Source organism: Mycobacterium sp. NGS69 (genome assembly GCF_059812165.1).
Genome location: NZ_JCALCD010000001.1, coordinates 643,119 through 665,343, shown reverse-complemented (window position 1 = coordinate 665,343; position 22,225 = coordinate 643,119). Strand labels below are relative to the sequence as shown.

At 67.7% G+C, this 22,225-nt stretch carries 26 protein-coding genes; 15 read left to right on the top strand and 11 right to left on the bottom strand.

Going from position 1 to position 22,225, the window contains the following annotated elements:
* Positions 1-15: 15 nt before the first annotated feature.
* From AC5Y2S_RS03460 to AC5Y2S_RS03450, 3 genes are all read left to right on the top strand, one after another.
* Positions 16-495 carry a VOC family protein gene (locus AC5Y2S_RS03460; protein ID WP_499953793.1) on the top strand — a complete coding sequence of 160 codons (480 nt, stop codon included), beginning with the start codon at positions 16-18 and terminating at the stop codon, positions 493-495.
* Between the two features lies 1 nt (position 496).
* Positions 497-1,468, top strand: a complete 972-nt coding sequence (locus AC5Y2S_RS03455) for an LLM class flavin-dependent oxidoreductase (RefSeq protein WP_499953791.1) — start codon at positions 497-499, stop codon at positions 1,466-1,468.
* 134 nt (positions 1,469-1,602) lie between these two features.
* Complete coding sequence (locus AC5Y2S_RS03450) at positions 1,603-3,066, top strand: hypothetical protein (RefSeq protein ID WP_499953789.1); 1,464 nt, start codon at positions 1,603-1,605, stop codon at positions 3,064-3,066.
* Positions 3,067-3,083: 17 nt separating this feature from the next.
* On the opposite strand, the gene AC5Y2S_RS03445 is transcribed toward AC5Y2S_RS03450, so the two are convergent.
* From AC5Y2S_RS03445 to AC5Y2S_RS03425, 5 genes are read right to left on the bottom strand one after another with little or no spacing between them, the layout of a single operon-like run.
* Positions 3,084-4,193, bottom strand: a complete 1,110-nt coding sequence (locus AC5Y2S_RS03445; protein WP_499953787.1) for an NAD(P)H-dependent amine dehydrogenase family protein — start codon at positions 4,191-4,193, stop codon at positions 3,084-3,086.
* The gene (locus AC5Y2S_RS03440; protein WP_499953786.1) at positions 4,190-4,795 is read right to left on the bottom strand and encodes a TetR/AcrR family transcriptional regulator; all 606 of its coding nucleotides are present in this window, start codon (positions 4,793-4,795) and stop codon (positions 4,190-4,192) included. Before AC5Y2S_RS03440 ends, AC5Y2S_RS03445 begins: the two co-directional genes overlap by 4 nt.
* The gene (locus AC5Y2S_RS03435; protein ID WP_499953784.1) at positions 4,792-5,565 is read right to left on the bottom strand and encodes an SDR family NAD(P)-dependent oxidoreductase; all 774 of its coding nucleotides are present in this window, start codon (positions 5,563-5,565) and stop codon (positions 4,792-4,794) included. The genes AC5Y2S_RS03440 and AC5Y2S_RS03435 overlap by 4 nt, the downstream gene beginning before the upstream one ends.
* Positions 5,562-6,056: a VOC family protein gene (locus AC5Y2S_RS03430; protein ID WP_499953782.1), complete on the bottom strand. Its 495-nt coding sequence runs from the start codon at positions 6,054-6,056 to the stop codon at positions 5,562-5,564. Before AC5Y2S_RS03430 ends, AC5Y2S_RS03435 begins: the two co-directional genes overlap by 4 nt.
* The gene (locus AC5Y2S_RS03425; RefSeq protein ID WP_499953780.1) at positions 6,053-7,123 is read right to left on the bottom strand and encodes an NAD(P)H-dependent amine dehydrogenase family protein; all 1,071 of its coding nucleotides are present in this window, start codon (positions 7,121-7,123) and stop codon (positions 6,053-6,055) included. The genes AC5Y2S_RS03430 and AC5Y2S_RS03425 overlap by 4 nt, the downstream gene beginning before the upstream one ends.
* Before the next feature lie 93 nt (positions 7,124-7,216).
* Here AC5Y2S_RS03425 and AC5Y2S_RS03420 point away from each other — a divergent pair, with 93 nt between their 5' ends.
* From AC5Y2S_RS03420 to AC5Y2S_RS03410, 3 genes are all read left to right on the top strand, one after another.
* Positions 7,217-8,074: an SDR family NAD(P)-dependent oxidoreductase gene (locus AC5Y2S_RS03420; protein WP_499954365.1), complete on the top strand. Its 858-nt coding sequence runs from the start codon at positions 7,217-7,219 to the stop codon at positions 8,072-8,074.
* Between the two features lie 156 nt (positions 8,075-8,230).
* Positions 8,231-8,656 (top strand): hypothetical protein, encoded by a 426-nt coding sequence (locus AC5Y2S_RS03415; protein WP_499953778.1) that lies wholly within the window; start codon positions 8,231-8,233, stop codon positions 8,654-8,656.
* A 92-nt stretch (positions 8,657-8,748) separates the two neighbouring features.
* Positions 8,749-10,242 (top strand): flavin-containing monooxygenase, encoded by a 1,494-nt coding sequence (locus AC5Y2S_RS03410; RefSeq protein WP_499953776.1) that lies wholly within the window; start codon positions 8,749-8,751, stop codon positions 10,240-10,242.
* Here AC5Y2S_RS03410 and AC5Y2S_RS03405 read toward each other — a convergent pair.
* A complete protein-coding gene (locus tag AC5Y2S_RS03405; RefSeq protein WP_499953775.1) occupies positions 10,146-11,237 on the bottom strand; it encodes an AraC family transcriptional regulator in 1,092 nt (363 codons plus the stop codon). The genes AC5Y2S_RS03410 and AC5Y2S_RS03405 overlap by 97 nt on opposite strands.
* A 111-nt stretch (positions 11,238-11,348) precedes the next feature.
* On the opposite strand from AC5Y2S_RS03405, the gene AC5Y2S_RS03400 reads away from it, so the two are divergent.
* Positions 11,349-11,729, top strand: a complete 381-nt coding sequence (locus AC5Y2S_RS03400) for a DUF1330 domain-containing protein (protein WP_499953774.1) — start codon at positions 11,349-11,351, stop codon at positions 11,727-11,729.
* On the opposite strand, the gene AC5Y2S_RS03395 is transcribed toward AC5Y2S_RS03400, so the two are convergent.
* Entirely contained in the window at positions 11,726-12,517 is a 792-nt protein-coding gene (locus AC5Y2S_RS03395; RefSeq protein ID WP_499953773.1) for a lysophospholipid acyltransferase family protein, read from the bottom strand. The two genes, AC5Y2S_RS03400 and AC5Y2S_RS03395, sit on opposite strands and share 4 nt — an antisense overlap.
* A gap of 153 nt (positions 12,518-12,670) precedes the next feature.
* Here AC5Y2S_RS03395 and AC5Y2S_RS03390 point away from each other — a divergent pair, with 153 nt between their 5' ends.
* Genes AC5Y2S_RS03390 through AC5Y2S_RS03370 form a run of 5 tightly spaced genes read left to right on the top strand, consistent with a single transcriptional unit; the run spans position 12,671 to position 17,808 of the window.
* Positions 12,671-13,747, top strand: a complete 1,077-nt coding sequence (locus tag AC5Y2S_RS03390) for an SDR family oxidoreductase (protein ID WP_499953772.1) — start codon at positions 12,671-12,673, stop codon at positions 13,745-13,747.
* 41 nt (positions 13,748-13,788) lie between these two features.
* Positions 13,789-15,147 carry a WS/DGAT/MGAT family O-acyltransferase gene (locus tag AC5Y2S_RS03385; protein WP_499905202.1) on the top strand — a complete coding sequence of 453 codons (1,359 nt, stop codon included), beginning with the start codon at positions 13,789-13,791 and terminating at the stop codon, positions 15,145-15,147.
* A gap of 6 nt (positions 15,148-15,153) precedes the next feature.
* Positions 15,154-15,639 (top strand): NUDIX hydrolase, encoded by a 486-nt coding sequence (locus AC5Y2S_RS03380; protein WP_499953770.1) that lies wholly within the window; start codon positions 15,154-15,156, stop codon positions 15,637-15,639.
* 1 nt (position 15,640) lies between these two features.
* On the top strand, positions 15,641-16,546 hold the full coding sequence (locus AC5Y2S_RS03375; RefSeq protein WP_499953768.1) for a haloalkane dehalogenase: 906 nt from the start codon (positions 15,641-15,643) through the stop codon (positions 16,544-16,546).
* 32 nt (positions 16,547-16,578) lie between these two features.
* Positions 16,579-17,808, top strand: coding sequence for a cytochrome P450 (locus tag AC5Y2S_RS03370; RefSeq protein WP_499953767.1), 1,230 nt, complete (start codon positions 16,579-16,581; stop codon positions 17,806-17,808).
* A gap of 153 nt (positions 17,809-17,961) precedes the next feature.
* Here the strand turns inward: AC5Y2S_RS03370 and AC5Y2S_RS03365 are convergent, their stop codons facing one another.
* The 3 genes from AC5Y2S_RS03365 to AC5Y2S_RS03355 form a co-directional block, all read right to left on the bottom strand.
* Positions 17,962-18,120: a hypothetical protein gene (locus tag AC5Y2S_RS03365; protein WP_499953766.1), complete on the bottom strand. Its 159-nt coding sequence runs from the start codon at positions 18,118-18,120 to the stop codon at positions 17,962-17,964.
* 117 nt (positions 18,121-18,237) lie between these two features.
* Positions 18,238-18,606, bottom strand: a complete 369-nt coding sequence (locus tag AC5Y2S_RS03360; RefSeq protein ID WP_499953764.1) for a hypothetical protein — start codon at positions 18,604-18,606, stop codon at positions 18,238-18,240.
* A gap of 40 nt (positions 18,607-18,646) precedes the next feature.
* Positions 18,647-19,096 carry a hypothetical protein gene (locus AC5Y2S_RS03355; protein ID WP_499953763.1) on the bottom strand — a complete coding sequence of 150 codons (450 nt, stop codon included), beginning with the start codon at positions 19,094-19,096 and terminating at the stop codon, positions 18,647-18,649.
* Between the two features lie 85 nt (positions 19,097-19,181).
* Between AC5Y2S_RS03355 and AC5Y2S_RS03350 the strand changes: the two genes are divergently transcribed.
* Entirely contained in the window at positions 19,182-19,511 is a 330-nt protein-coding gene (locus AC5Y2S_RS03350) for a hypothetical protein (protein WP_499953762.1), read from the top strand.
* Positions 19,512-19,600: 89 nt separating this feature from the next.
* Positions 19,601-20,014, top strand: coding sequence for a hypothetical protein (locus AC5Y2S_RS03345; protein WP_499953761.1), 414 nt, complete (start codon positions 19,601-19,603; stop codon positions 20,012-20,014).
* On the opposite strand, the gene AC5Y2S_RS03340 is transcribed toward AC5Y2S_RS03345, so the two are convergent.
* Positions 20,005-21,087, bottom strand: a complete 1,083-nt coding sequence (locus AC5Y2S_RS03340; protein WP_499953759.1) for an ATP-dependent DNA ligase — start codon at positions 21,085-21,087, stop codon at positions 20,005-20,007. The genes AC5Y2S_RS03345 and AC5Y2S_RS03340 overlap by 10 nt on opposite strands.
* Positions 21,088-21,112: 25 nt before the next feature.
* Here AC5Y2S_RS03340 and ligD point away from each other — a divergent pair, with 25 nt between their 5' ends.
* On the top strand, positions 21,113-22,153 hold the full coding sequence (ligD, locus tag AC5Y2S_RS03335; protein WP_499953758.1) for a non-homologous end-joining DNA ligase: 1,041 nt from the start codon (positions 21,113-21,115) through the stop codon (positions 22,151-22,153).
* Positions 22,154-22,225: the final 72 nt, after the last annotated feature.

Genomic DNA, 22,225 nt, shown 5'->3' with positions numbered 1-22,225 from the left:
AGCAAGGGGCTGACAATGACATTCGCTTTGCACCCGCAGGACTTCTACCACACCGGCATCGTCGTGCCCGACCTCGACGCGGCGATGGCCAGGCTGAGCGCGCTGGCCGGCTACCGGTGGATCAACCCGATGAGCTACACGCTGCCCTTTCGCACCGCCTCCGGCGTCCGCGAATTGACCTCGACGATCGTCTACTCCCTGCAAAGCCCCCACGTCGAACTCGTGCAGGAGGTTCCCGGCAGCCCGTGGACCGCGGCGCCGGGCAACGCCGTCCATCACCTCGGCTACTTCAGCGATGATTTGGCCGAGAGCGCCCGGGCTCTGGAGGCCAACGGCTTCACCCTCGAGATGACCGCCGATACGCCCGGGTCCGATCTTGCGCTGTTCGCCTACTTCACCGACGCTTCCGGCACCCGCATCGAGATCGTCGACCGCGCGCTTTTCCCCGACTTCCCGGCATTCCTGCAGTCGATGGCGGGACCAGCGGAGGCATGACGTGCTGCTGACCGTGCTGCGCTTCAATTTCGCTTCGCCGCAGGGGGATCCGCGCACCCAGGCCGGTCTGCTGTCCGCCGCGCTCGAGTTGGCGCAGTGGGGCGAGTCCCACGGCATCACCTCGATCAGCGTCGACGAGCATCACGCGACCGGGCACGGGTGGAGCTGCAACCCGATCATGGCCGCGTCGATGTTCCTCGCCCGAACCACCACGTTGATCGCCAGCGTCGACTGCGCGCTGGGACCGCTGTGGAATCCCGTCCGGCTCGCCGAGGACATCGCGCTCGTCGACAACATGAGCCGTGGCCGGCTGCTCACCACGGTGGGCCTGGGCTATCGCACGGTCGAATATGAGTCCCTCGGAGTCGATTTCGGACGCCGCGGCGAGCTGATGGACGGCCTGGTCGAGCGGATGCTGTCCGTGTGGTCCGGAGACGGCGCGGACGCGGAAGTCTGCAGCGGCACCTGGACCAGGCCGCATCCGCCGTTGTTCGTCGGCGGCGGTTCGCGCGTGACGGCGCGGCGCGCGGCCCGGTTTCGGCTCCCGCTCAGCCTCGCCGACCACCTGCCCGACATCGCCGCCTACTATCGCGACCTGTGCGCCGAGGTCGGCCTCAAGCCACTCGTCGTGATGCCCGGGGCGATCAACCGCGGGATGATCTTCCTGCATGAGGACCCGGATCGCGCCTGGGCGGAGCTCGGCGACCACATCCTTTGGGAAGCGGTCACTTACGGCGGATGGTCGGCGGATCAGCGTTCGCTGATGCACCTGCCCGGGGTCCGGACGCTCGACGAGGTCAGGGCGTCGGGACGGTACCGCTTCCTCACGCCCGATCAGCTGATCGCCGAGGTGCGCGAGGCCGAGGACTTCGGGCCGTTGGTCATGCACCCGCTGGTGGGGGGCATGCCCGTCGACGAAGCATGGAAGTCGGTCCAGCTGCTCACCGACAAGGTCCTGCCCGCGCTCACCTGATTGCCGGCCCGAATACGGAGGCGTATCCGGCCCCGGTGGGATCGACTCCTGTGCCGATTCAGCTCGTCGTGAATCGCGCGGCGTCGGCGTGCGGTCGTGTGGTTCGATCAGCACAGGACAAGGTCAGGAGAAAAGTGACTCGACGAATCGGCCGGATCCTTGTGATCCCGTTCATCTGGGCGCTGGCGATGCTGCTCGCGCCGTCGGCGCGGGCCGACGCCTACACCGATCGGGTGGTGGAACGCTTCAATGCGCAGACGCATGTGGTGGCCGACCCGGCGGCCCGACCGCCGCTGCAGGACCCCGACAAGCTGAACGATCAGATCCTGACCACCATGTGGTCGTGGAGCTCGTCGCCCCGGCTCTGGGTGGCCGCGGTGGCCCCCGCCCAGACCGGTGTGACGACGGCGGACGCCATTCACAACGTCATCCTGGGCCGCGATCCCGGGTTCAGCGGCGTCATCCTGGTGATCGACGCCAGGGGCTACCACGTGCGGGCCTACAACGTGCCGCGGGAGGTCGCGGACAGCGTCAACACCTTCCTGGACCAGTCGGCCCGGGCCCACCGCAACGACCCCGACGGCGCGACCCGTGAGTTCGTCGGCAAGCTGGCCGGTGTGAGCGTCGCGTCGGGCGGGCCGGCGACGACCTCCCCCGTCGGGACCGCGAAGCACACCAGCTGGACCTGGCTGTGGCTGTTGCTGACCTTCGTCGGCGTGGTGCTGGCGATCTGGTTCGCGGTGAGCCGAAACCGCAAGCGCCGCAAGGACGCCGAGGCGCGGGAGTGGATCAAGGAACAATTGATCGCCGTCGAATCCGAGGTCGCCGACCTCGATAGCGCGGTGATCAACAATGCCGACGTAGACGTCAGCGCCGAATCGTTGAAGGCGAACTCCAGCCTGTCCGACGCCCGCAAGGCCTACCAGGCGGGTGACTACACCTCGGCGCGGGCGCACCTGCGGGCCGCGCAATCCACCGTCGGTAAGGCCAACCGCAAACTGAACCCGGCGGCAATCCCGAATGTGAGCGCCGTGACCTCGGTGCCGCCCGGGGACCGTAAGCAGGCCACGGTGCAGGCGAGGAACCCGGACACCGGGCAGGTCGTGACGATCAACAACAACAACTACAGCACCACCCCGCAGCCCGGCTACGCGAACTACTATCCCGGCGGCTACTACAACGGGATGTTCTTCTACCCCGGCTACTACCCGTACGCGTTCTGGGGTCCGGGCTGGGGCTGGGCCATCGCCGATGTCCTGCTGATCGACGCCATGCTGGACGACCACTGGGGCGGCAGCTACGACCGCGGGTTTGAGGACGGGCGGGATTCGGCCCTGGCCAATTCGGGCTACGACGGCACCCAGGGCGGCTACGACAGCGGCTACGACAGCCAGCAGGGCGATGTCGGCTTCGACGGCAACTACCAGGACTCCGGTGGCGGCGACACCGGCTTCGGCGGCGACTCGTACTCCGGCGGCGGCGACGTCGGATTCGGCGGGTTCGATTCGGGCGGCTGGGACTCCGGCGGTGGGTTCGACTCCGGCGGATCGGATTTCGGCGGTGGGTTCGACTCCGGCGGGGGCAACGACAGCTTCTGAGGAACCCGGAGGGGTTTTCAGAAGGCGGAGATCCCGTCGCGGTGCGGGTGCAGCGCTCCCACCGGGGACGTGAGCGGAAGGTGGAGCGCGTCAACGATTCCGGGCTCGGCGGCGCAGACCCAGGGGATGGCGTTGACCGCGCGCATCCCGGTGGCCAGCAGGCCGTGATCGTTGTGGCTGTCGCCGGGTCGATGCCCCACCTCGAACTCGGCGTCGAAGCTCGGTTCGCCGTCGATGATGACGCGCCAGATGCCGTCGGTTCCGCCGGTTCGGCCCTTCGGCCAGTCCGGGGCCAGGTCGTCGGCGATGCGGTCGACGTGCTCGATGGTGATGACGTCGACGCCGTCGACGACGCCGATGCAACGGGCCCGGGTGGCGCCGACCGTGCCCGCCTCGACAAGCCCGAACGCGGTGGGGATTTCGCGAGGCGTGGGCAGGAACTCGCACGTCTCACGGACGTCGTCGAGTTCCACCCCGAGCGCATCGGCGACCATGGTGACGGCGGCGCCCCAGCCCCAGCGCAGCACGCCGGGCATCATCAACCCGCCCTGGTAATCGAGGGGCTGGCCGAAGCCGAACAGCTCCCGCATGTCGTATTCGGCCGGGTATTCGGAGTAGTTGGTGATTTCGATGCCGCGCACCGAATACACCTTGTGCGACATCGACATCAGCGCGATGGGGAACAGGTCGGCGCCGAACCCCGGCTCGATGCCGCTGGAGAACAACGAACTGCCACCGGATTCGGCCGCGCCGCGGATCGCGTCGGTCACCTTGGCGGGCAGCGAGCCGCGCGGGTACACCAATCCCGGTATCGCGGTCGTCACCACGTTCTTTCCGGCGGCCAGGATTCGGCACAGGTCACCGATCGCCTCCTTCATCCGGGGTGGCGCCGGCGCCGCGTAGACGACGCAGTCCGCGTCGCCGCCCAGGATCACCGACTCGTCCTGAGTGGCGGCCACGCCGACCGGGTCGATGCCGGCGAGCTCGCCGGCATCCTTGCCGTTCTTGCTGTCCGAGTGCACCCATACCCCGACGAGCTCGAGGTTGGCGCGGTCGGTGATGGTTCGGATCGCGTACCTTCCCACCCCGCCGGTGGCCCAGACCGCGACCTTGTACGTGTCGTTCACGATTTCGGCTTCCTTCTCCAGTGCGGGCTCTTGATGGCCTCGACGGCGTCGGTGACGTAGCGGTCGAGCGGGCGCGGCCTCTTGGTCGACTGACGCACCCACCGTTGAAACGCGAAATCCCCCGCGGCGAAGCCGAGTTGGACCAGCAGGGCGGGCCGGATGTCGGTGTCGGGATTGGTACCCATCCGTTCGGCGATCAGCTTCGTCGCCCGCTCCTTGTCGGCGGGTGTGTGCAGCGTGACCTTGTCGAGCAGACCCGGCGCCACCAGCAGCGCCTCGCGCCACTCCTCGCAGTCGGCCGGGTCGAACGACCGAGTCCGGAAGACGATGGCGTTGACCAACGCGACGTCGGGGGATTCGGTGGCGGGCCGCTCCTCGAGGAGGCTGACGATCGCGGCGCCACCGTGGCGCAGCGGTGCCAGTAGCAGTTCCTCCTTGGTCGGCACGTGCCGGAAGAAGGTGCGCGGCGAAACGCCTGCGGCCGAGGCGATTTCCTCCGTCGTCACGGCGTCGTAGCCGCGCTCGATGAATAGCCGGAACGCGGCGCGCCTGATGTCGGCCCGGATCTGGGCGCGCTGCCGTTCCCGCAACGACTGACTCAACGGAAGCAGCCGATCCCGCCGTCGACTTGGATCGTCTGGCCGGTGATGAACGTGGCGTCGGTGCCGAGCAGGAACGCCACCAGCGCGCCCACGTCGGTGCGGACGTCGCCGATGCGCTTCATCGGGACGCGTCCCACCGCCTTCGCGTAGTCGTTGGGCGCGAACTGCTTCCACGCTTTGACACCGTCGGACTCGGCAAATGGGCAGATGACGTTGACCCGAATGTTGTCCCGCCCCCACTCCAGCGCGGCGACCTTCGACAGCCCGCGGATGCCCTCCTTGGCGGCGGCGTAACCGCCCCACTTGGGTTCGCCGCCGGTGCCGGTGCCCGAGCCGAGGTTGACGATCGACCCGCCGCCCGCTTCGACCATCAGCGGGTACACGGCCTGCATCAGCAGGAAGGTGGCGCGGGGCCCGACGTCGTACCCGAGCGCCAGGTCCTCGGTGGTGATGTCGACGAATCGCTTGGGCTCGTTGGTGGCGATGGCGTTGTTCACCAGGCCGTGCACGGTGCCGAACGCCTCGACCGCGGCCGCCACCGTTCGCTGCGCGGTTGCCGGGTCGCGCAAGTCGGCGACGAGGTGTTCGACGCGCCCCAGCTCCCTGAGCTCGGTGGCCGTCGCGTTCAGGCCCTCGTCCTGGATGTCGACCAGCAGCACCGACGCGCCGCGTTCCAGCAGGGCGGCGGCGATGCCCTTGCCGACGCCCTGCGCGGCGCCGGTGACGATCGCGACGTGGCCGCGCATCGAGTCGGGGTGCGAATAGCTCATCGCGCCGGCCCCAACTGGAGCGCAACGCCGCGATGCATTTCGTAGGTGCTGCGCGCGCCGTCGGGCAGCTCGATGAACTCGACCGGTGTCCCGTCCGGGTCCTTGACGAAAAACATTCGCACCCCGCCTATTTCGAACGGCTCCTGGTCGGGCGGGTAGCCGGCGGTGGCAATCTGGCGATGGGCGTCGTCGAGATTGGGCACCCGCAGCGACACGTTGTGGATGCCGGTGATGCCGCGCCGCTGCTTCTCGGCGTCGGGTTCGGTCCCGAGTGAGAGCAGCTCGACCATCAGCCCGCCCAGCAGGCCGCCCACCACCCGGCCCTCCTGCTTCCGCTTGGCGTGCAGGGCCGCATCGAAGGGCTCGCCCGAGATCAGGGTTTCGAAGACGACGTCCATGCCGAGCGTGTCGCGGTAGAACGCCAGCGAGCGGTCCATGTCGGTCACGCCGATGACGAGGTGACAGAACGACACGTCGGTGAGCGAGGTCACGGCTTTTCCGCGAGATTGGGAGCGGGGCGCCCCGCGAACAGCGGCAGATCCAGGTAGGTTTTGATGCCCGGCCCCGCGGCGCAGACGTCGGGAATGGCGTTGACGCAGTGGTTGGCCGTGGCCACCACGCCCGGATTCTTCACCAGCCCTTCGGCGATCGTCTCGGGTTGCAGTCCCTTGAACGTGAGGCTCACGCTCGGGTCGCCGGTGATCTCGACCTCGAAGCGCTCGCCGCGCCCACCGAAATCCCAGGCCGGGTCCAGGTTTTCCTCGCCCATCAGCCAGTTGACCGCGGCGGTGATGACCGGCTCGCCGTCGACGAGGGCCTGCCAGCGGAACCGGCGTGCGGCCACCGTCCCCGGGGTGAGGGGAAACGGCGCGTAGTCGATGTCGGCGGTCGCCACCGCGACGTCCTGGATCGTCCTGATGTTCGGCTCGATGCGAAATCCCATGTGCTCGGCCACCATTCGCACCGACTGCTTGAAACCCGCCTCGAGCAGGCTGGCCATGGGCCCCTGCATGGCCTCCTCGGGGGTGCCACCGAATCCCATGATGTGGCGCACGACGTCCGGCGCGTTGTAGGTGCGGATGTCGGAGAACTCCTCGGCGCGCACGTGGGTGACCGCCGAGGACAGCGAGGACAACATCAGCGGGAATCGCTCGGTGATGCCGCCGGGGTGGATTCCCGAACCGTGCAGGGTCACACCGCTTTCGAGCGCGGCGTCGGCGACGGCTTGGTGGCGCGGGTTGCCCGGGTCGGGGTAGACCCAGCCGACCGGGGTCACCACGTTCTTGCCGGACCGCAGAATCGCGATGACCTCGTCGTCGTTTGGGATCAGGGGGCTGTAGACGACGCAATCCGCGTCGAGGGCCAGCACGTCGTCGACCTTGGTGGTCGCCGTGACCCCCAGGGGCGAGGACCCGATGATCTCGCCGACGTCGACGCCGTCCTTGCCGGCGCTGTGCACCCAGCACCCGACGAGTTCGAGCTGCGGATGGTTCACCACGCACGCGATGGCGGCCTTGCCGACGCCCCCGGTCGCCCATTGGATGACACGAATGCTCACCTGTGACCTCCCGAGTGCTTTACACGCCAACGGCTGAAATGGCACAGTATGACCCGCTGACAGTCACTGTCAATGAGCATGGGAAGGCGGGCGATGGGCGTACTCGACGGCAAGATCGCCATCGTCACCGGGACCAGCCGCGGCGTGGGCGTCGGCATCGCGCACGAACTGCTGCGCGCCGGCGCCACGGTCATCGGCTGCTCGCGCTCGCCGCTGGACAACATCCCGGACATCGACGACGATTGGGCGGGCCGTGCTTCCCAAAAAGTCTGCGATCAAGGCGATTACCGCGCGATCGACTCGTTCGTCGCCGATGTCGTCGCCACCCACGGACGCATCGACATCCTGGTGAACAACGCCGGCGGCACGGTGCCCGCGCCGCACGCCGAAAGCATTCCCGCGCTGGTCTCGCGCATTCAGGGCGCGCCGGGCAGCGACGACGAGTACGAGCGCACGGCGCTGTTTCACGCGTTCGCGGTGCAGATGAACCTCATCAGCCCGCTGTGGTTCGCGATCCGCGCCTACCGGCAGATGCGCACCCAGGACGGCGTGGGCTGCGTCATCAACATCTCCAGCGGCGCGGGACACCCGGCCGGATCTCCGACGCTGGTCTCCTATGGCGCGGCCAAGAGCGGGCTGAACCAGCTCACCCGGTCGCTGGCCGAGGAGTGGGGGCCGAAGGTTCGGGTCAACTGCGTCGCGCTGGGCCCGACCATGACGGAGAACTTCCGGTCGTTCGTGCTGCCCAAGGACGATCCGACCGGCGAAAAGTACTTCGCCGCGGTGCCGTTGCGCCGCGCCGGGGAGCCCGCGGAGGTGGGCCGCGTCTGTGTGTTCCTGGCCGGCGGCGACGTGGACTTCGTCAACGGCACCACCATCGAATGCGACGGCGGCATGCTGCCGGGCGTGCTCTACGACGCGGGCCTGAAGACCATCACCGATCTGCTGTAGCGCCGGGCGCGTCGACTGTGCATCACACGACGCTTCGTCGGCGTGTTGCGTCGCAAAATGCACAGTCGGAATTCCGGAGAAATCGCCTACCTCGACCAGCGTCGGTCTGCTACGTTGCGGACACGCCAACGGCTCGGAGAGCCCCGGGGAGGCATCGTGCATCGGACAGTCGCCGTCGCAATGGGCGCCGCGCTCGGATTCGCCGTGGTCGGGTGCGTCGGGGCGCCTCGGGCCGCTGCGGACAATCCGGTCTGCACACAGACGTGGTGCGCGTTCTTGTCTCCGTCAGGCAACATCAGTTGCGAGCTGAGCTACCAACGCGGCAACGGCATTCCCGATGAAACCTACTGCCAGTCCGACGATCCGCCGCAGTCCGTGCGGATGTCGACTGACGGCATGTTCAAGAGGTGTGCGGGGGACTCTTGCCTCGGCAACGCGGGCGAGGGCACGCCCACCCTGCCCTATGGCCAAACCGCTTGGATGGGCCCCTTTAGCTGCCGATCGGAAGCCAGCGGCGTCACGTGCAAGGTCATTTCGGGGCGCGGTTTCACCATTTCGGACATCGGGATCTTGCCAGTCTGACAGCGCGTGGCCCGACACGCTGTCCTGAAAAGTCAAAATCTTGTCCTCCGGTGTCAATACTCGGGTGCCTGTGCTGTCGCACTCTGAGGTGCATGAACTCCACCAGCATCGAACACGTCGACGTGTTGATCATCGGCGCCGGCATCTCGGGCATCGGCGCCGCCTACTACCTGCGGACGATGCAGCCGGGCAAGACGTTCACGATTCTCGAGGCCCGCGACGAGATCGGCGGGACGTGGGACCTGTTCCGGTACCCGGGAATTCGCTCCGACTCCGACCTGCACACGTTCAGCTACGAGTTCAAGGCGTGGGAGAACGAAAAGGCGATCGCGAGCGCCGACGCGATCATGGCCTACCTTCGCGAGACGGTCGCCGAGAACGGAATCCGTGAGTCGATCCGCTTCGGTCACAGGGTGATCAGCGCCGCGTGGTCCACCGACGACGCGCGCTGGGTGGTCGAGATCGAGCGCGCGGGCGCACGCATCACGATGAGCTGTGGGTGGTTCTTCTGCGCCAGCGGCTACTACCGCTACGAGCAGGGGTTCACCCCGGAATTCCGGGGGCGGGAGCGGTTCACGGGACAGATCGTGCACCCGCAGCACTGGCCCGAGGACCTGGACTACCGCGGCAAGCGGGTGGTGATCATCGGCAGCGGCGCGACCGCGGTCACGCTGGTGCCCGCCATGGCCGAGACCGCCGGGCACGTGACCATGCTGCAGCGCTCGCCGACCTACATCGTGCCGGTGCCGTCGGAGGACCGCATCGCCAACACCCTGCCCAAGCTGGTCGGCCGCGACCGGGCCTACGCGATCACCCGGCGCAAGAACGTCGCCAAGCAACGGCTCGTCTGGCGGTTCTGCCAGCAATACCCGAGTGCCGCACGCCGGCTGATCCGCCACCTCAACGCCAGGCAACTGCCGGCGGGCTACCCGGTCGACGAGCACTTCCGGCCTGCCTACAACCCGTGGGACCAGCGGCTGTGCGCGGTACCCGACGCCGACATGTTCAAGGCCATCCGCGAGGGCCGCGCCTCGGTGGTCACCGAGCAGATCGAGACCTTCACCGAGCGGGGGATTCGGCTGCGGTCCGGGCGTGAACTGGAAGCCGACATCATCGTCACCGCCACCGGGCTGAACCTGCTGGCCTTCGGCGGGATCAGCTTCTCGGTGGACGGTGTCCCCGTCGACGTGCCGCACAAGGTGGCGTTCAAGGGCTTCCTGCTCAGCGACGTCCCCAACTTCGCCTACGTGTTCGGCTACACCAACTCGTCGTGGACGCTCAAGGTCGGGCTGATATGCGAGCACTTCTGCCGGCTGCTCGCCCACATGGACGCGCACGGCCACACCGTCTGCTACCCGCGGCTTCCCGGGTCCATGCCGACCAAGCCGCTCCTGGAAGTCACCGCCGGCTACGTCAAGCGATCCGTCGACCAATTCCCCCGCCAGGGCGCCGAGGGCCCGTGGCGAACCTCCATGGATTACCTCGGCGACTACAAGACGCTGCGCGAGGGTCCGGTCGACGACGCCAACCTGTGCTTCGCCAACCCGGTGGCGGTCGGCGCGCCTGAGCCGGCGCTCGCCGGATAACCGCAGTCCGCCTTGCGGTAAGCGGCCGGCCCCATCCCGAACCAGCGCTTGCACGAGCGGGTCAGCACGCTCTGCTCGGCGTAGCCCAGCTCGCGCGCCAGGTGTGTGAGGCTGATGCCGGTGCCGCGTAGGTAGCGATCGGCGGCGTCCCTGCGGACCTGGTCCACCAGCGCCGCGAACGTGGTGTCCTCCTCGGCGAGCCTGCGCTGCAGCGTTTTTGGGTGCATATTGAACTGGCCGGCGACCAGCTCGAGCGTGGCCGTCCCGGTCGGCAGCAGTTGACGAACGATGATGCGCACCGATTCCACAATCCCGGCGTCTCGCGGGGTGATGTCGTTGAGGTAATCGACGACGGCCCGATGCGCGATGTCATCGCGGTGCAGGGGCCGGTGCAGGTCGGCGGTGCGAACCGTGAAACCCGCTGCCCGAGTGGCGAACTCGGGCGTGCAGCCGAAATACCGCACGTAGTCGGCCTTGGGCGTGAGCGGATCGTGCGGCACATGGACCTTCAATGGGGCGTAATCATCACCCATGAGGAGGCGGAACACCCTCAGCGAGACGCCCAGCGACAGCTCCGTGGTCTGCGGGTGCGGCGGCGGGTTGTCCAACAGGAATTCGAGCGTCAGGAACGACCGCTGGGGATCGGCGAGCGGCGCGACGCGAATGGCGATCACGGGGCTGTAGGCCGCCATATACGTGCCGAAGATTTCCAGGGCGTCCGCCACTGTGGCGGCGGTGCGGGCCGCCACGCCGACCGGCCCCAGAATTTCGATGCCCTGCCGCTGCGCCAGCCGTCGCCCGAAGTCCGGCGTGTTCGTCGCCTGGGCGGCCGACTCGATCGCCTGTATCGCGGCGCGGTAGGAGATGAACGAGTCGTAATTGCCCGCGTCCTGGCCGCGGACACCCGCCGCGCGCAGCAGGCTCGCGGGGTCGCCGCCCAATTCGGCGACGAGGCCCCGATAGTTCGAGAGCGCGGTCCCGCGTACCACAGACATGTGTCTTGAATTGTCAAAATGCTGTCGCGAGATGTCAAGACACGGGTCCGTCGGTGAGGGATGGTTCAGGGAGTGCCAGCATCACAGCCGAATCGATGCAAGGAGATTCACATGAGCAGCTCGCTGGAGCCGACCCCCGAGCAGTTCGCGGCGCTCGCGGCCAGGCCCGCCGACGCGCCCGTGCTGATGGTCAACCTGTTGAAGTTCAAGACCGCGGGCGGCCTGGAGTCGTACCTGCAATACGGGCGGGAAGTGGCGCCGCACCTCGAACGCGTCGGCGCCACCGTCCGTTACGCAGGCACGGCACCGGCGATCGTCATCGGTGACGGCGAACGACCTTGGTGGGACGCGATTCTCATCGTCGAGTACCCGACGCCGCAGGCGTTCATCGACATGGTCACGACGCCCGAGTACGCCAAAGTGCACGAGCATCGCGCGGCAGGGTTGGAGCGCGGGGACCTCATCGCCACCTCCGCGTGGTCGGTCGCCTAACCCAGGACGGGGATGCGGCGCTCGCGCCCCAGTCGATCGAGCGCGGCCTGCATGACCGAGCGCACGTAGGCGTCGACCTCGTCGACGTCGGGCTCCTCGCCGAACCGCTCGGCGATGTCGATGGGCTCCAGCAACTGATAGACGATCTTGGCGGGTAGCGGCACGTTGGCCGGGAAGAACAACGACATGCCGAAGGGGAAGCCGATCGTGACCGGGAGGATCTCGATCCGAAAGCGCTTGAGCCCCAACCTCTTCGCCAGCCAATTGCCGCGCGTGAGGAAGAGCTGGGTCTCCTGCCCGCCGATCGACACCGCCGGCACGATCGGCACGCCGGCTTCCAGGGCGGTCCGCACGTATCCGGTGCGGCCGCCGAAGTCGATGACGTTCTGCCTCAGCGTCGGACGGAACGCGTCGTAGTCGCCGCCCGGAAACGCCAGCACGACGGCGCCCGAACGTAACGCTTCGCCTGCGTTTTCCCGGGTGGCATGGATAACGCCGAGGCGTCCCAGCGCCGCGCGGAAGGGCGTGAAGAACACGCCATAGTGGGCCACGGTGTACAGCGGGCGGTCGTAGCCGAACCTGCCGTAGAGGGCCGGCGCCAGCACGTTCCAATCGGGCGTCAGCACACCGCCGGAATGGTTGGACACCAGCAGAGCGCCGCCCGCCGACGGGAAGTTTTCCAGGCCCCGAACTTCCGGGCGGAACCAGCGTTTGATGACCGGATTCACCGCGTTGATCAGCAGCTCGGTGAAGGTGGGGTCCCACTTCGCGGTTTCGGGATGTGTCATGTCGTCACCCGCCGACTATTGCGCCCTATTCCAGTCCCGTCATCCTCCCGCAGCCGGCGATGACTGCGCAGTGCCGCAATCCCCGCATGGTGGGGACTAAAGACCCGTTTGAACGCCGCCGGTCATCGCTAACGTGGCAGGCGAGGTGCAGCGATGACGGTATTGATGACGGGGTTTCCCGGGTTTCTCGGCAGCGCGCTGCTGCCGAGCATCCTCAAACGCGTTGACAGTTCGGCGATCTGTCTGGTGCAGCCCAAGTTCGCCACGCTCGCGGAGCGACGGGTGGGCGAGCTCAGCGCCGCCGACCCGTTCCTGGAGGGCCGGATCCAGGTGGTCGAGGGCGACATCACCCGGCCGGGGCTGGGCCTCGCCGCGGGCGCCCTTACCGGGGTCACCGAGGCGTGGCACCTGGCCGCCGCGTACGACCTGACCGTGCCCCGCGACGTGGCGGTCCGGGTCAACGTTGACGGCACCCGAAACGTCCTGGAGGCCCTTGAGCGCTGCCCCATGTTGACGCGCCTGCACTACTTCAGCACGTGTTACGTCAGCGGTCGCTATGCCGGGCCATTCGGCGAAGACGACCTCGAAGTCGGTGCGCCGTTCAACAACTTCTACGAGGAGACGAAGAATCTCGCCGAGGCGGATGTCCGCTGGCACATGTCCGCGGGCATGCCGGCGACGATCTATCGCCCCGCGATCGTCGTCGGCGACAGCCGCACCGGTGAGACGCAGAAGTTCGACGGGCCGTACTTCATCATGCAGTGGCTGTTGCGACAGGGTCGGCGCGCGATCGTGCCAATGGTGGGCGACCCGACCGCAACTCGAGTGAACGTGGTCCCTCGCGACTTCGTCATCGACGCGGCGGGATATCTGAGCGGACTCCCGGTTTCCGAGGGCCGGACCTACCAGCTGGCGGATCCGCGACCGCTCACCGTCGACGAGATGACGAGGACCCTGGCCGAGGCAACCGGCAAGGAACTCGTCAAGGTCCCGTTGCCGCGCAGCCTGGCCAAGGCCTCCCTGGCGCACGTTCCGGGGCTCTACCGCTTGATGCGGATCCCGCCCGAGGCGGTCGACTACTTCGCGCACCCCACCACGTACCTGACCGAGCATTGCCGCGCCGACCTCGAGGGCAGCGGCATCGAGGCGCCCGCGTTCGGAAGCTACGTCGATCGGCTGGTCGAGTACATGCGCGCCCATCCCGAAGTCGGCTCGGCGGCGATGTTCTAAGAGCCCTTCGCGTCCCGCGCTGTTCGCGGTCTAATGGGTGGATGGAAATGATGGCCCCCGCCGACGGCGTATTTCTGTTCGCGGAAACGCGCGAGCACCCCATGCACGTGGGGGGCCTGTCGTTGTTCAAGCCACCCGAGGGCGCCGGACCGGAATTCGTCCGTGAGTTCACCGACGCCCTGATCGCCAACGACGAATTCCAGCCCACGTTCCGCAAGCACCCCGCGACGGTCATGGGCGGAATCACCCCCATGGCGTGGGCCGTCGACGACGAGATCGACGTCGACTACCACGTCCGGCGCTCGGCGCTGGCCTCTCCCCGGCGCGTCCGCGAATTGCTCGAGCTGGCCTCGAGGCTGCACACCAGCCTGCTCGATCGCCACCGCCCGCTGTGGGAGCTGTATGTGGTGGAGGGGCTCGACGACGGCCGGTTTGCCTTGTACAGCAAGATGCATCACGCGCTGATCGACGGCATTTCGGCGATGAAGCTGATGCAGCGCACGCTGTCGGTCGACCCGGACGACCGCGAGGTGCGCGCGATGTGGAGCCTGCCCCGGCGACCGCGCCCCAAGCCGGCCGCTTCGTCCCCGTTGAGCTCGCTGGTCAAGGCGGCGGGATCCGTTGCGGCACTTGCCCCGTCGACGGTGAAGCTGGCCCGTGCCGCCCTGATCGAGCAGCAGTTGACCCTGCCGATGGCGGCCCCGCACACCATGTTCAACGTCAAGGTCGGCGGTGCGCGCCGCTGCGCCGCCCAGTCCTGGCCGGCCGATCGGGTCCTGAGCGTCAAGAGGGCCGCCGGGGTGAGCTTCAACGACGCCGTCCTGGCGATGTGCTCGGGTGCGCTGCGCTATTACCTGCTCGAGCAGAACGCGCTGCCGGAGGCCCCGCTGATCGCGATGGTGCCGGTGAGCCTTCGCTCCAAGGAGGAGGCCGACGCCGGCGGCAACATGGTCGGCAGCATCCTGTGCAACCTCGCCACCGACGTCGAGGATCCGGCGACGCGGATCGAAGTGATCAGCCAATCGATGCGCGCCAACAAGAAGGTTTTCGCCGAACTTCCGCGGCTGCAGGTGCTCGCGCTGTCGGCGCTGTACATGGCGCCGCTGACGTTGGCCGGCGTCCCGGGTTTCATCTCGTCCACCCCGCCGCCGTTCAACATCGTCATTTCGAACGTCCCGGGGCTGGCGGAGCCGATGTACTACGGCGGCGCGCGCCTCGACGGCAGCTACCCGCTGTCGGCCATCCCGGACGGGCAGGCGCTGAACATCACCCTGGTGAACAACGCGGGAAACCTCGACTTCGGTCTGGTCGGATGCCGTCGCAGCGTCCCGCACCTGCAGCACCTCCTCACGCACCTGGAGTCGTCGCTGAAGGACCTGGAACGCGCCGTCGGGGTCTGACCGCCCGTGCCCACGCTCAGTGCGGGTGTGCTCTTGTACCGGGCGCGTGACGGCGTCGTCGAAGTTCTGATCGCGCATCCCGGCGGTCCGTTCTGGGCCCGCAAAGACGAGGGATCCTGGTCGATACCCAAGGGCGAGTACGCCGACGGCGAGGACCCCTGGGCGGTCGCGCAGCGTGAGTTCTCCGAGGAGCTCGGGCTCTCGGTGCCCGCCGGACCGCGGCTCGACTTCGGCGCGCTGAAACAGCCCAGCGGCAAGGTCGTCACGGCGTTCGCGGTCGGGGGAGACCTCGACGTCGCCGACGCGCACAGCAACACCTTCCAGATCGAGTGGCCGAAAGGCTCGGGCCGGATGCGGGAGTTCCCCGAGGTCGACCGGGTCGGCTGGTTTCCGGTGGCGCAGGCGCGCACCAAGCTGCTCAAGGGGCAGCGCCCGTTTCTCGATCGATTGATGGCAGATCCGGCAGTGGCGGGCCTAACCGAGGGGGACTGACATGCAAACCCTGCGCACACCCGATGAGCGGTTCGACGACCTGCCCGACTTTCCTTATGCCCCAAGCTATTGCGAGATCGCCGACGGCGACGGCGGGACGCTGCGCGTCGCCTGGGTGGAGGACGGCCCGCAAGGCGCCGACCCGGTTTTGATGCTGCACGGCGAGCCGTCGTGGTCCTACCTGTACCGCAAGATGATCCCGATCCTGGCTGCCGCCGGGCATCGCGTCGTCTGCCCCGACCTGGTCGGGTTCGGCCGTTCGGACAAGCCGACCCGCCGCGAGGACCACAGCTACGCGCGCCATGTCGAATGGATGCGCACCGTGGCCTTCGACGTCCTCGACCTGCGCAACGTGACCCTGGTCGGCCAGGACTGGGGCGGATTGATCGGCTTGCGGCTGGCGGCCGAGCACCCCGAACGGTTCGCCCGGCTGGTGGTCGCCAACACCGGGCTGCCGAACGGCGAGCAGCCGATGGCCGACGTGTGGTGGCGCTTCCGCGAGGCCATCACCACCGCACCGAATCTGAACATCGGCTGGTTCGTGCAGGGCGGGTGCCGCCAGGAGCTGAGCGGCGAGGTGCGCGCGGGCTACGACGCACCGTTCCCGGACGACCAGTATTGCGCCGGGCCGCGCGCCATGCCCGGCCTGGTGCCCACCTCACCGGACGATCCCGCGGCGCCGGCCAACAAGGCGGCGTGGGCCAAGCTGTCCGTGAGCCCGACGCCCATGCTTGTCGCGTTCAGCGACAGCGATCCCATCACCGGGCCGATGGCCGCGATCTTCCAGCGCGAGATGCGCGGCGCGCAGGGCATCGATCACCCGACGATCGCCGGGGCCGGCCACTTTCTGCAGGAGGACGCCGGCGAGGAACTCGCCAACCACATCGTCGAGTTCCTGCGCCGCTGAGCCGCCCCGCGCGGCGCGGGCAGAATGTGGGCATGACGACCGCCGCCCAGGCCGAATCGCAGGCGCTGCTGCTGCAGCTGCTCGACCCGGCCAACCGCGCCGACCCCTACCGGCTGTTTGCGCAGTTTCGCGACCACGGACCGATCGTGCTGCCGGAGACGACGCTCGCCGTCTTCTCGGCGTACCGGGACTGCGACGAGGTTTTGCGGCACCCGTCGTCGAGCAGCAGCAACGCGAACTCGACGGTCACCAAGCGCCAGCTCGAGGCGGGTGTGGTGCAGCCCCGGACGTTCCCGCCGGGATTTTTGTTCCTCGATCCGCCCGACCACACCCGGCTGCGCAAGCTGGTCAGCAAGGCGTTCGCGCCGAAAGTGGTGAGCGGCCTGCATCCGGAGATCACCGCGCTGGTGGACGGGCTGCTCGATCGGATCGCAGAGCAGGGTGAGTTCGACGTCGTCGACGATTTCGCCTACCCGCTGCCGGTGGCGGTGATCTGCCGACTGCTCGGAGTGCCGCTGGACGACGAGCCGCTATTCAGCCGCGCGTCGGCGGTGCTGGCGCAGGCGCTGGACCCGTTCTCGACGCTCACCGGCGTGCCGCCGGACGTGATGAACGAGCGGATGGAGGCGGTGAAGCGGCTGCGCGGATACCTCCACGAGCTGGTCGACCGGCGCCGATCCGAGCCCGGCGACGACCTGCTGTCGGGCTTGATCGCGGTGGAGGAGTCCGGCGATCAGCTGACCGAGGAGGAGATCGTCTCGACCTGCAATCTGCTGCTGATCGCGGGACACGAGACCACGGTGAACCTGATCGGGAACGCCGTCCTGGCCATGCTGCGCAACCCCGTTCACTGGTCCGCGCTGGGTGCCGACGCCGGCCGGGCGCCGGCGATCGTCGAGGAGACTCTGCGTTACGACCCGCCGGTGCAACTGGCCGGGCGAGTCGCCCTCGCGGACATGACGATCGGGGACCTCGACGTGGCGGCGGGCGACATCATGATGGTCCTGCTGGGCGCGGCCCAGCGCGATCCCGCCGAATTCGACCGGCCCGACACCTTCGATCCGGATCGAGGGACCTTGCGGCACTTGGGTTTTGGCCGCGGCATCCACTACTGCCTGGGTGCGCCGCTGGCGCGACTGGAAGCCGGCGTCGCCTTGTCGGCGGTGACCGCGCGCTTCCCGAACGCGCAACTGGCCGGCGAGCCGCAATACAAGGCGAACGTCACGTTGCGCGGCCTCTCGGAGCTGATGGTTGCCGTCTAGTTCGCGCCTGGTCCACGGCGCTCGGACGTCGAGTGTGAGTCGTGGGCGTCGTGCGTGAGTTCTGGGCGGACAGACCGCCGAAATCCCGCCCTGAACTCACGCTGAAAACCGCCATTGCACACCGAAAGTCCTGAATGCCCTCTCGCCGAACGGTCACATGATGCGCTGGCGGTACGTCTCGTCGTTGATCCCGCTGCGCACCACGGGCCAGGCGGGGACGGACGGGTTGTTTTCCGTCCCGTGCGATTTCAGGTGACGTGCGGTAAGGGCTATGACCATGATTGCCTGGGTGGCCCAGCAGTACCACGTCATCGGGGTGATTCTTGTCCTAGCATGCCATCACCGTACGAAACCGCTGTTGCGGCAACGCTGCCCGCGATGATCGACTTGCTACAACCTGCTCACTGGCAACCGCCGCGGCCGGTGAGTTCAGCCGCGTTCCCACGGCGCGTTCTCGTCCATTTTGCGGTAGTACTTCGCCAGGTGGCTCTTGACGCGGTCGACGTCGGCCTTCGGCAGGTCGATGCCGCCGCGCGCACCGTCCATGATCGCGCCGGCGATCATCACTCCCCGCGGTACCGCCTGGAGTTTGCCGTCGATCACGTCGGCGAACAGCAGCTTGTAGCCGGTGAAGTTGTCCTTCTTGTCGCTGTCGTACCAGATGTGGGCGTCCCGGTATTTCTGGTTCGGCTTGTCCTCCGCGCCGGCCCACTTGCGCACCCGCTTTTCGGCGGCGCCACCGTCCCACTTGCGGTCGCGATCGGCCAGCGGAAGATCCTTGAATGCTGTTACTGACATCTTTTTCGCGTGCCCGCTCCCGGGCCCGGATAAACGCCGCCTAGCCTTCGGGGTTGGTGCCGCCCCCGCCATCGCCGCCCGGATTTGCCGCGACCAACGAAATCGAAATCGGTATCGGTGTGGCCATCTCGATTTTGCCGTGCGGGTCGTAATAGGCGCCGATTGTGTACTCGCCTTCCGCTTCGACGGAGATGACGAGGTCTTGGGTAAAGCAACGGTACTTCGACGGTTTACCGGCTTCGTCCGGCCAGTGCCAAGATCCCTGGAGGCTGCCGCGCGGCACCCCCGTCGGGTCTTTGCACACGACATGCAGTTCCGCGTCGTAGTCACCGCCGCAGCGCGCGTGCACCACCAGGACGACCGGAACCTTTGCCGTCAAAGGGATTTGCGCGACCTGAAAGCCCGTCGTAGGCACGCGGGTGGCATAGATCGCACCGGTCTCGTCGAGGGCGGCGGTACCGGCCACGAACAGCGCGGCGACATTCAGCATCACGACAGCTTAGTGGTCGTAATCGCAAGAATTTCGCAAGTAGGGGGCGATACCTTACGGCCCATAGCGGCGAAAGGAACCCCCTATGGATAACACCCGCACCCTGAAAGCGATTTTTGCCGGCGCGCTGCTTTCGGGTGGGCTGGCGGCGGCCGGGCTCGGGCTGGGCGCGGGCACCGCCCACGCCGACGGCCCACACCGTTGGTGCCCGGGGAATCCGAAGAACATGCCCTATGTGGTCAACGGCCTGATCGACTGGGATTGGAACGTCTGCCACACCTGGTACCCCACCAATTACGGGATGGGCAACGTGACCAGCCAGGGCCGGCCCATTTCGATTTGGGACGGCGATAACCCGCCGCCGGAAGCGATCACACCTCGAGGGTGTCCACCGATCTCATTCATGTGCCCGTAGCCGAAATTGGGACCGGTAGCGACGCGGGCGATGTCGACTTTGCACAGCAACGCGGCCCACCAGGACCGCAATCACCGGAAAGGACAACGATGAACAACGTTCGTTCCACGACGGGGCGCATCGCTCGGCTGGCGACCACCGCGCTGGTGGCCGGCGGCCTCAGCGTTGCCGGTTTGGGCCTGACCGTGGGAACCGCGTCGGCCCATCCCGCTCCCGCGCCGCTGAATGCCTGGCCGGGTTGCCCGGAGGACCACCCGCAGGGGCCGTGCCACTGGTGCCCGGGGCAACCGCTGCCGCCGACCGGCAACCACGTCACCAACCCGGTGATCTGGGACAACAACATCTGCCACACCTACTACTACGTGTACTTCGGGCAGGGGAATGTCGCCCAAAACATCTGGGACGGAGAAAATCCGCCGCCGCCGCCCCCGCCGGCGCCACCGGGCCTGATAAACAAGGACAACTGCCAGCAGATCCTCGGGATGTTCTGCCCTCACGCGTGATCGGAGCCCGGCCCCAGGCCGGGCACGATGTCGCCCAGTTTGAAGGTGACCGGCTGTTCGAGTTGCGAGTAGGTGCACGAACGCGGGTCGCGGTCGGGGCGCCAGCGGCTGAACTGGGCGGTGTGGCGGAACCGCGGGCCCTCCATGTGGTCGTAGCGCACCTCGACCACCCGCTCGGGCCGTAGCGGCACGAACGAGAGGTCCTTGCCGGCGTTCCAGCGCGAGAATTCGTTCTTGCGTGGGGTGCGTTCGCCGGCCTCGTGCGCGGCCCAGTTCCAGGGGTGGTCCTCGAAGGTGGTGACCAGCGGCTGCAATTCGGCGAACAGCCGTCGCCGTTCGGCCATCGGGAAGGCGCCGATCACGCCGACCGACGCGAGCTGGCCGTCGTCGGTGTAGAGCCCGAGCAAAAGCGAGCCGATCGCGTCACCGCCGGACTTGTGCACCCGGTAGCCGGCGACCACGCAGTCGGCGGTCCGCTCGTGTTTGACCTTGAACATGACGCGCTTGTCCGGCTGATAGGTGATGCCCAGCGGCTTGGCGATGACGCCGTCGAGGCCGGCGCCCTCGAACTCCTCGAACCAGCGCTGCGCCATTGCCATGTCCGTGGTCGCCGGCGTGACGTGGATCGACGGCCCGGAGTCCGCCAGGGCGTCGACGAGGGCCGCGCGCCGCTCGCTGAACGGGCGCGCGGTGTAGTCGTCGTCTCCCAGGGCCAGCAGGTCGAACGCGATGAAGGACGCCGGTGTCTTCTCGGCGAGCATCCGCACCCGCGAGTCGGCCGGGTGGATCCGTTGTTGCAGCGCCTCGAAGTCCAGGCCGTGGCCGGTGGCGACGACGATCTCGCCGTCGATCACGCAGCGCTCCGGTAGCTCCGCCTTGGCGGCCGCGACCAGCTCGGGGAAGTAGCGCGTCATCGGGCGCTCGTTGCGGCTGCCGAGTTCGACCTCGTCGCGGTCACGGAAACAGATGGACCTGAAGCCGTCCCATTTGGGCTCATACGACGCGTCCGGCGGCATCGACCGCACCGGCTTGGCCAGCATCGGCGACACCGGCGGCATGACGGGCAACTGCATGAGGTCATTGTGCTGGAATCAGGATGTGGCGGCTGCAGCGGAGGAAATCGACGTCGACGGCATCGCGGTGCGGGTGACCAACCCCGACAAGGTGTACTTCCCCGCGCTCGGGTCGCACGGGACCAAGCGGCGGCTGGTCGAGTACTACCTGGCCGTGGGCGGCGGACCGATGCTGACCGCGCTGCGCGACCGGCCCACCCATCTGCAGCGCTTCCCGGACGGCATCGACGGCGAGGAGATCTACCAGAAGCGGGTGCCGCAGCACCACCCCGACTACCTGGAGACCTGCCGGGTGACGTTCCCGTCGGGGCGCACCGCCGACGCGCTGAAGGTGACCCATCCGTCGGCGATCGTGTGGGCCGCACAGATGGGCACCGTCACGCTGCATCCCTGGCAGGTGCGCTGCCCCGACACCGACCATCCCGACGAGTTGCGGATCGACCTGGATCCCCAGCCGGGCACCGGTTTTCCACAGGCGCGGTCGGTTGCCGTCGACGTGCTGCGTCCGCTGCTCGACGAACTCGGTCTGGTCGGGTACCCGAAGACGTCCGGGGGACGCGGGGTGCACGTCTTCCTGCGCATCGCCACCGACTGGGACTTCGTCGAAGTGCGCCGGGCCGGCATCGCACTGGGCCGCGAAGTGGAACGGCGCGCCCCCGACGCGGTGACCACGTCGTGGTGGAAGGAAGAACGGGGCGAGCGGATCTTCATCGACTTCAACCAGAACGCCCGCGACCGCACCATGGCGTCGCCGTATTCGGTGCGGCGCACGCCGATCGCGACGGTGTCGACGCCGCTGACGTGGGACGAACTCGCCGGTGCCGATCCCGACGACTACACGATGGCTACGGTGCCGGATTTCGTGGCGCGCCGGGAAGACCCGTGGGCGGGCATGGACGACGTGCCTCAGTCGATCGCGGCCTTGCTGGAGATGGCCACGGCGGACGAAGGGCGAGGGCTGGGCGACATGCCGTATCCGCCGAACTATCCCAAGATGCCGGGCGAACCGAAGAGGGTTCAGCCGAGCCGGGATACGGATCTGACCAGGAAAAACAAATCGAAGTGATGGGTGCAAAACCCGGTATCGGCTGCCTCTGCAGCGATAGGCTTTAACTCTGCGCGTGACCCGATGCAGGCC

Bases quoted from the DNA above. Each gene is read 5' to 3' on its own strand.
- AC5Y2S_RS03460 (WP_499953793.1), top strand. From the start codon at position 16: ATGACATTCGCTTTGCACCCGCAGGACTTCTACCACACCGGCATCGTC.
- AC5Y2S_RS03435 (WP_499953784.1), bottom strand. From the start codon at position 5,565: ATGAGCTATTCGCACCCCGACTCGATGCGCGGCCACGTCGCGATCGTC.
- AC5Y2S_RS03420 (WP_499954365.1), top strand. From the start codon at position 7,217: ATGGGCGTACTCGACGGCAAGATCGCCATCGTCACCGGGACCAGCCGC.
- AC5Y2S_RS03410 (WP_499953776.1), top strand. From the start codon at position 8,749: ATGAACTCCACCAGCATCGAACACGTCGACGTGTTGATCATCGGCGCC.
- AC5Y2S_RS03405 (WP_499953775.1), bottom strand. From the start codon at position 11,237: ATGTCTGTGGTACGCGGGACCGCGCTCTCGAACTATCGGGGCCTCGTC.
- AC5Y2S_RS03400 (WP_499953774.1), top strand. From the start codon at position 11,349: ATGAGCAGCTCGCTGGAGCCGACCCCCGAGCAGTTCGCGGCGCTCGCG.
- AC5Y2S_RS03395 (WP_499953773.1), bottom strand. From the start codon at position 12,517: ATGACACATCCCGAAACCGCGAAGTGGGACCCCACCTTCACCGAGCTG.
- AC5Y2S_RS03390 (WP_499953772.1), top strand. From the start codon at position 12,671: ATGACGGTATTGATGACGGGGTTTCCCGGGTTTCTCGGCAGCGCGCTG.
- AC5Y2S_RS03385 (WP_499905202.1), top strand. From the start codon at position 13,789: ATGGAAATGATGGCCCCCGCCGACGGCGTATTTCTGTTCGCGGAAACG.
- AC5Y2S_RS03375 (WP_499953768.1), top strand. From the start codon at position 15,641: ATGCAAACCCTGCGCACACCCGATGAGCGGTTCGACGACCTGCCCGAC.
- AC5Y2S_RS03370 (WP_499953767.1), top strand. From the start codon at position 16,579: ATGACGACCGCCGCCCAGGCCGAATCGCAGGCGCTGCTGCTGCAGCTG.
- AC5Y2S_RS03365 (WP_499953766.1), bottom strand. From the start codon at position 18,120: ATGACGTGGTACTGCTGGGCCACCCAGGCAATCATGGTCATAGCCCTT.
- AC5Y2S_RS03360 (WP_499953764.1), bottom strand. From the start codon at position 18,606: ATGTCAGTAACAGCATTCAAGGATCTTCCGCTGGCCGATCGCGACCGC.
- AC5Y2S_RS03355 (WP_499953763.1), bottom strand. From the start codon at position 19,096: ATGCTGAATGTCGCCGCGCTGTTCGTGGCCGGTACCGCCGCCCTCGAC.
- AC5Y2S_RS03350 (WP_499953762.1), top strand. From the start codon at position 19,182: ATGGATAACACCCGCACCCTGAAAGCGATTTTTGCCGGCGCGCTGCTT.
- AC5Y2S_RS03345 (WP_499953761.1), top strand. From the start codon at position 19,601: ATGAACAACGTTCGTTCCACGACGGGGCGCATCGCTCGGCTGGCGACC.
- AC5Y2S_RS03340 (WP_499953759.1), bottom strand. From the start codon at position 21,087: ATGCAGTTGCCCGTCATGCCGCCGGTGTCGCCGATGCTGGCCAAGCCG.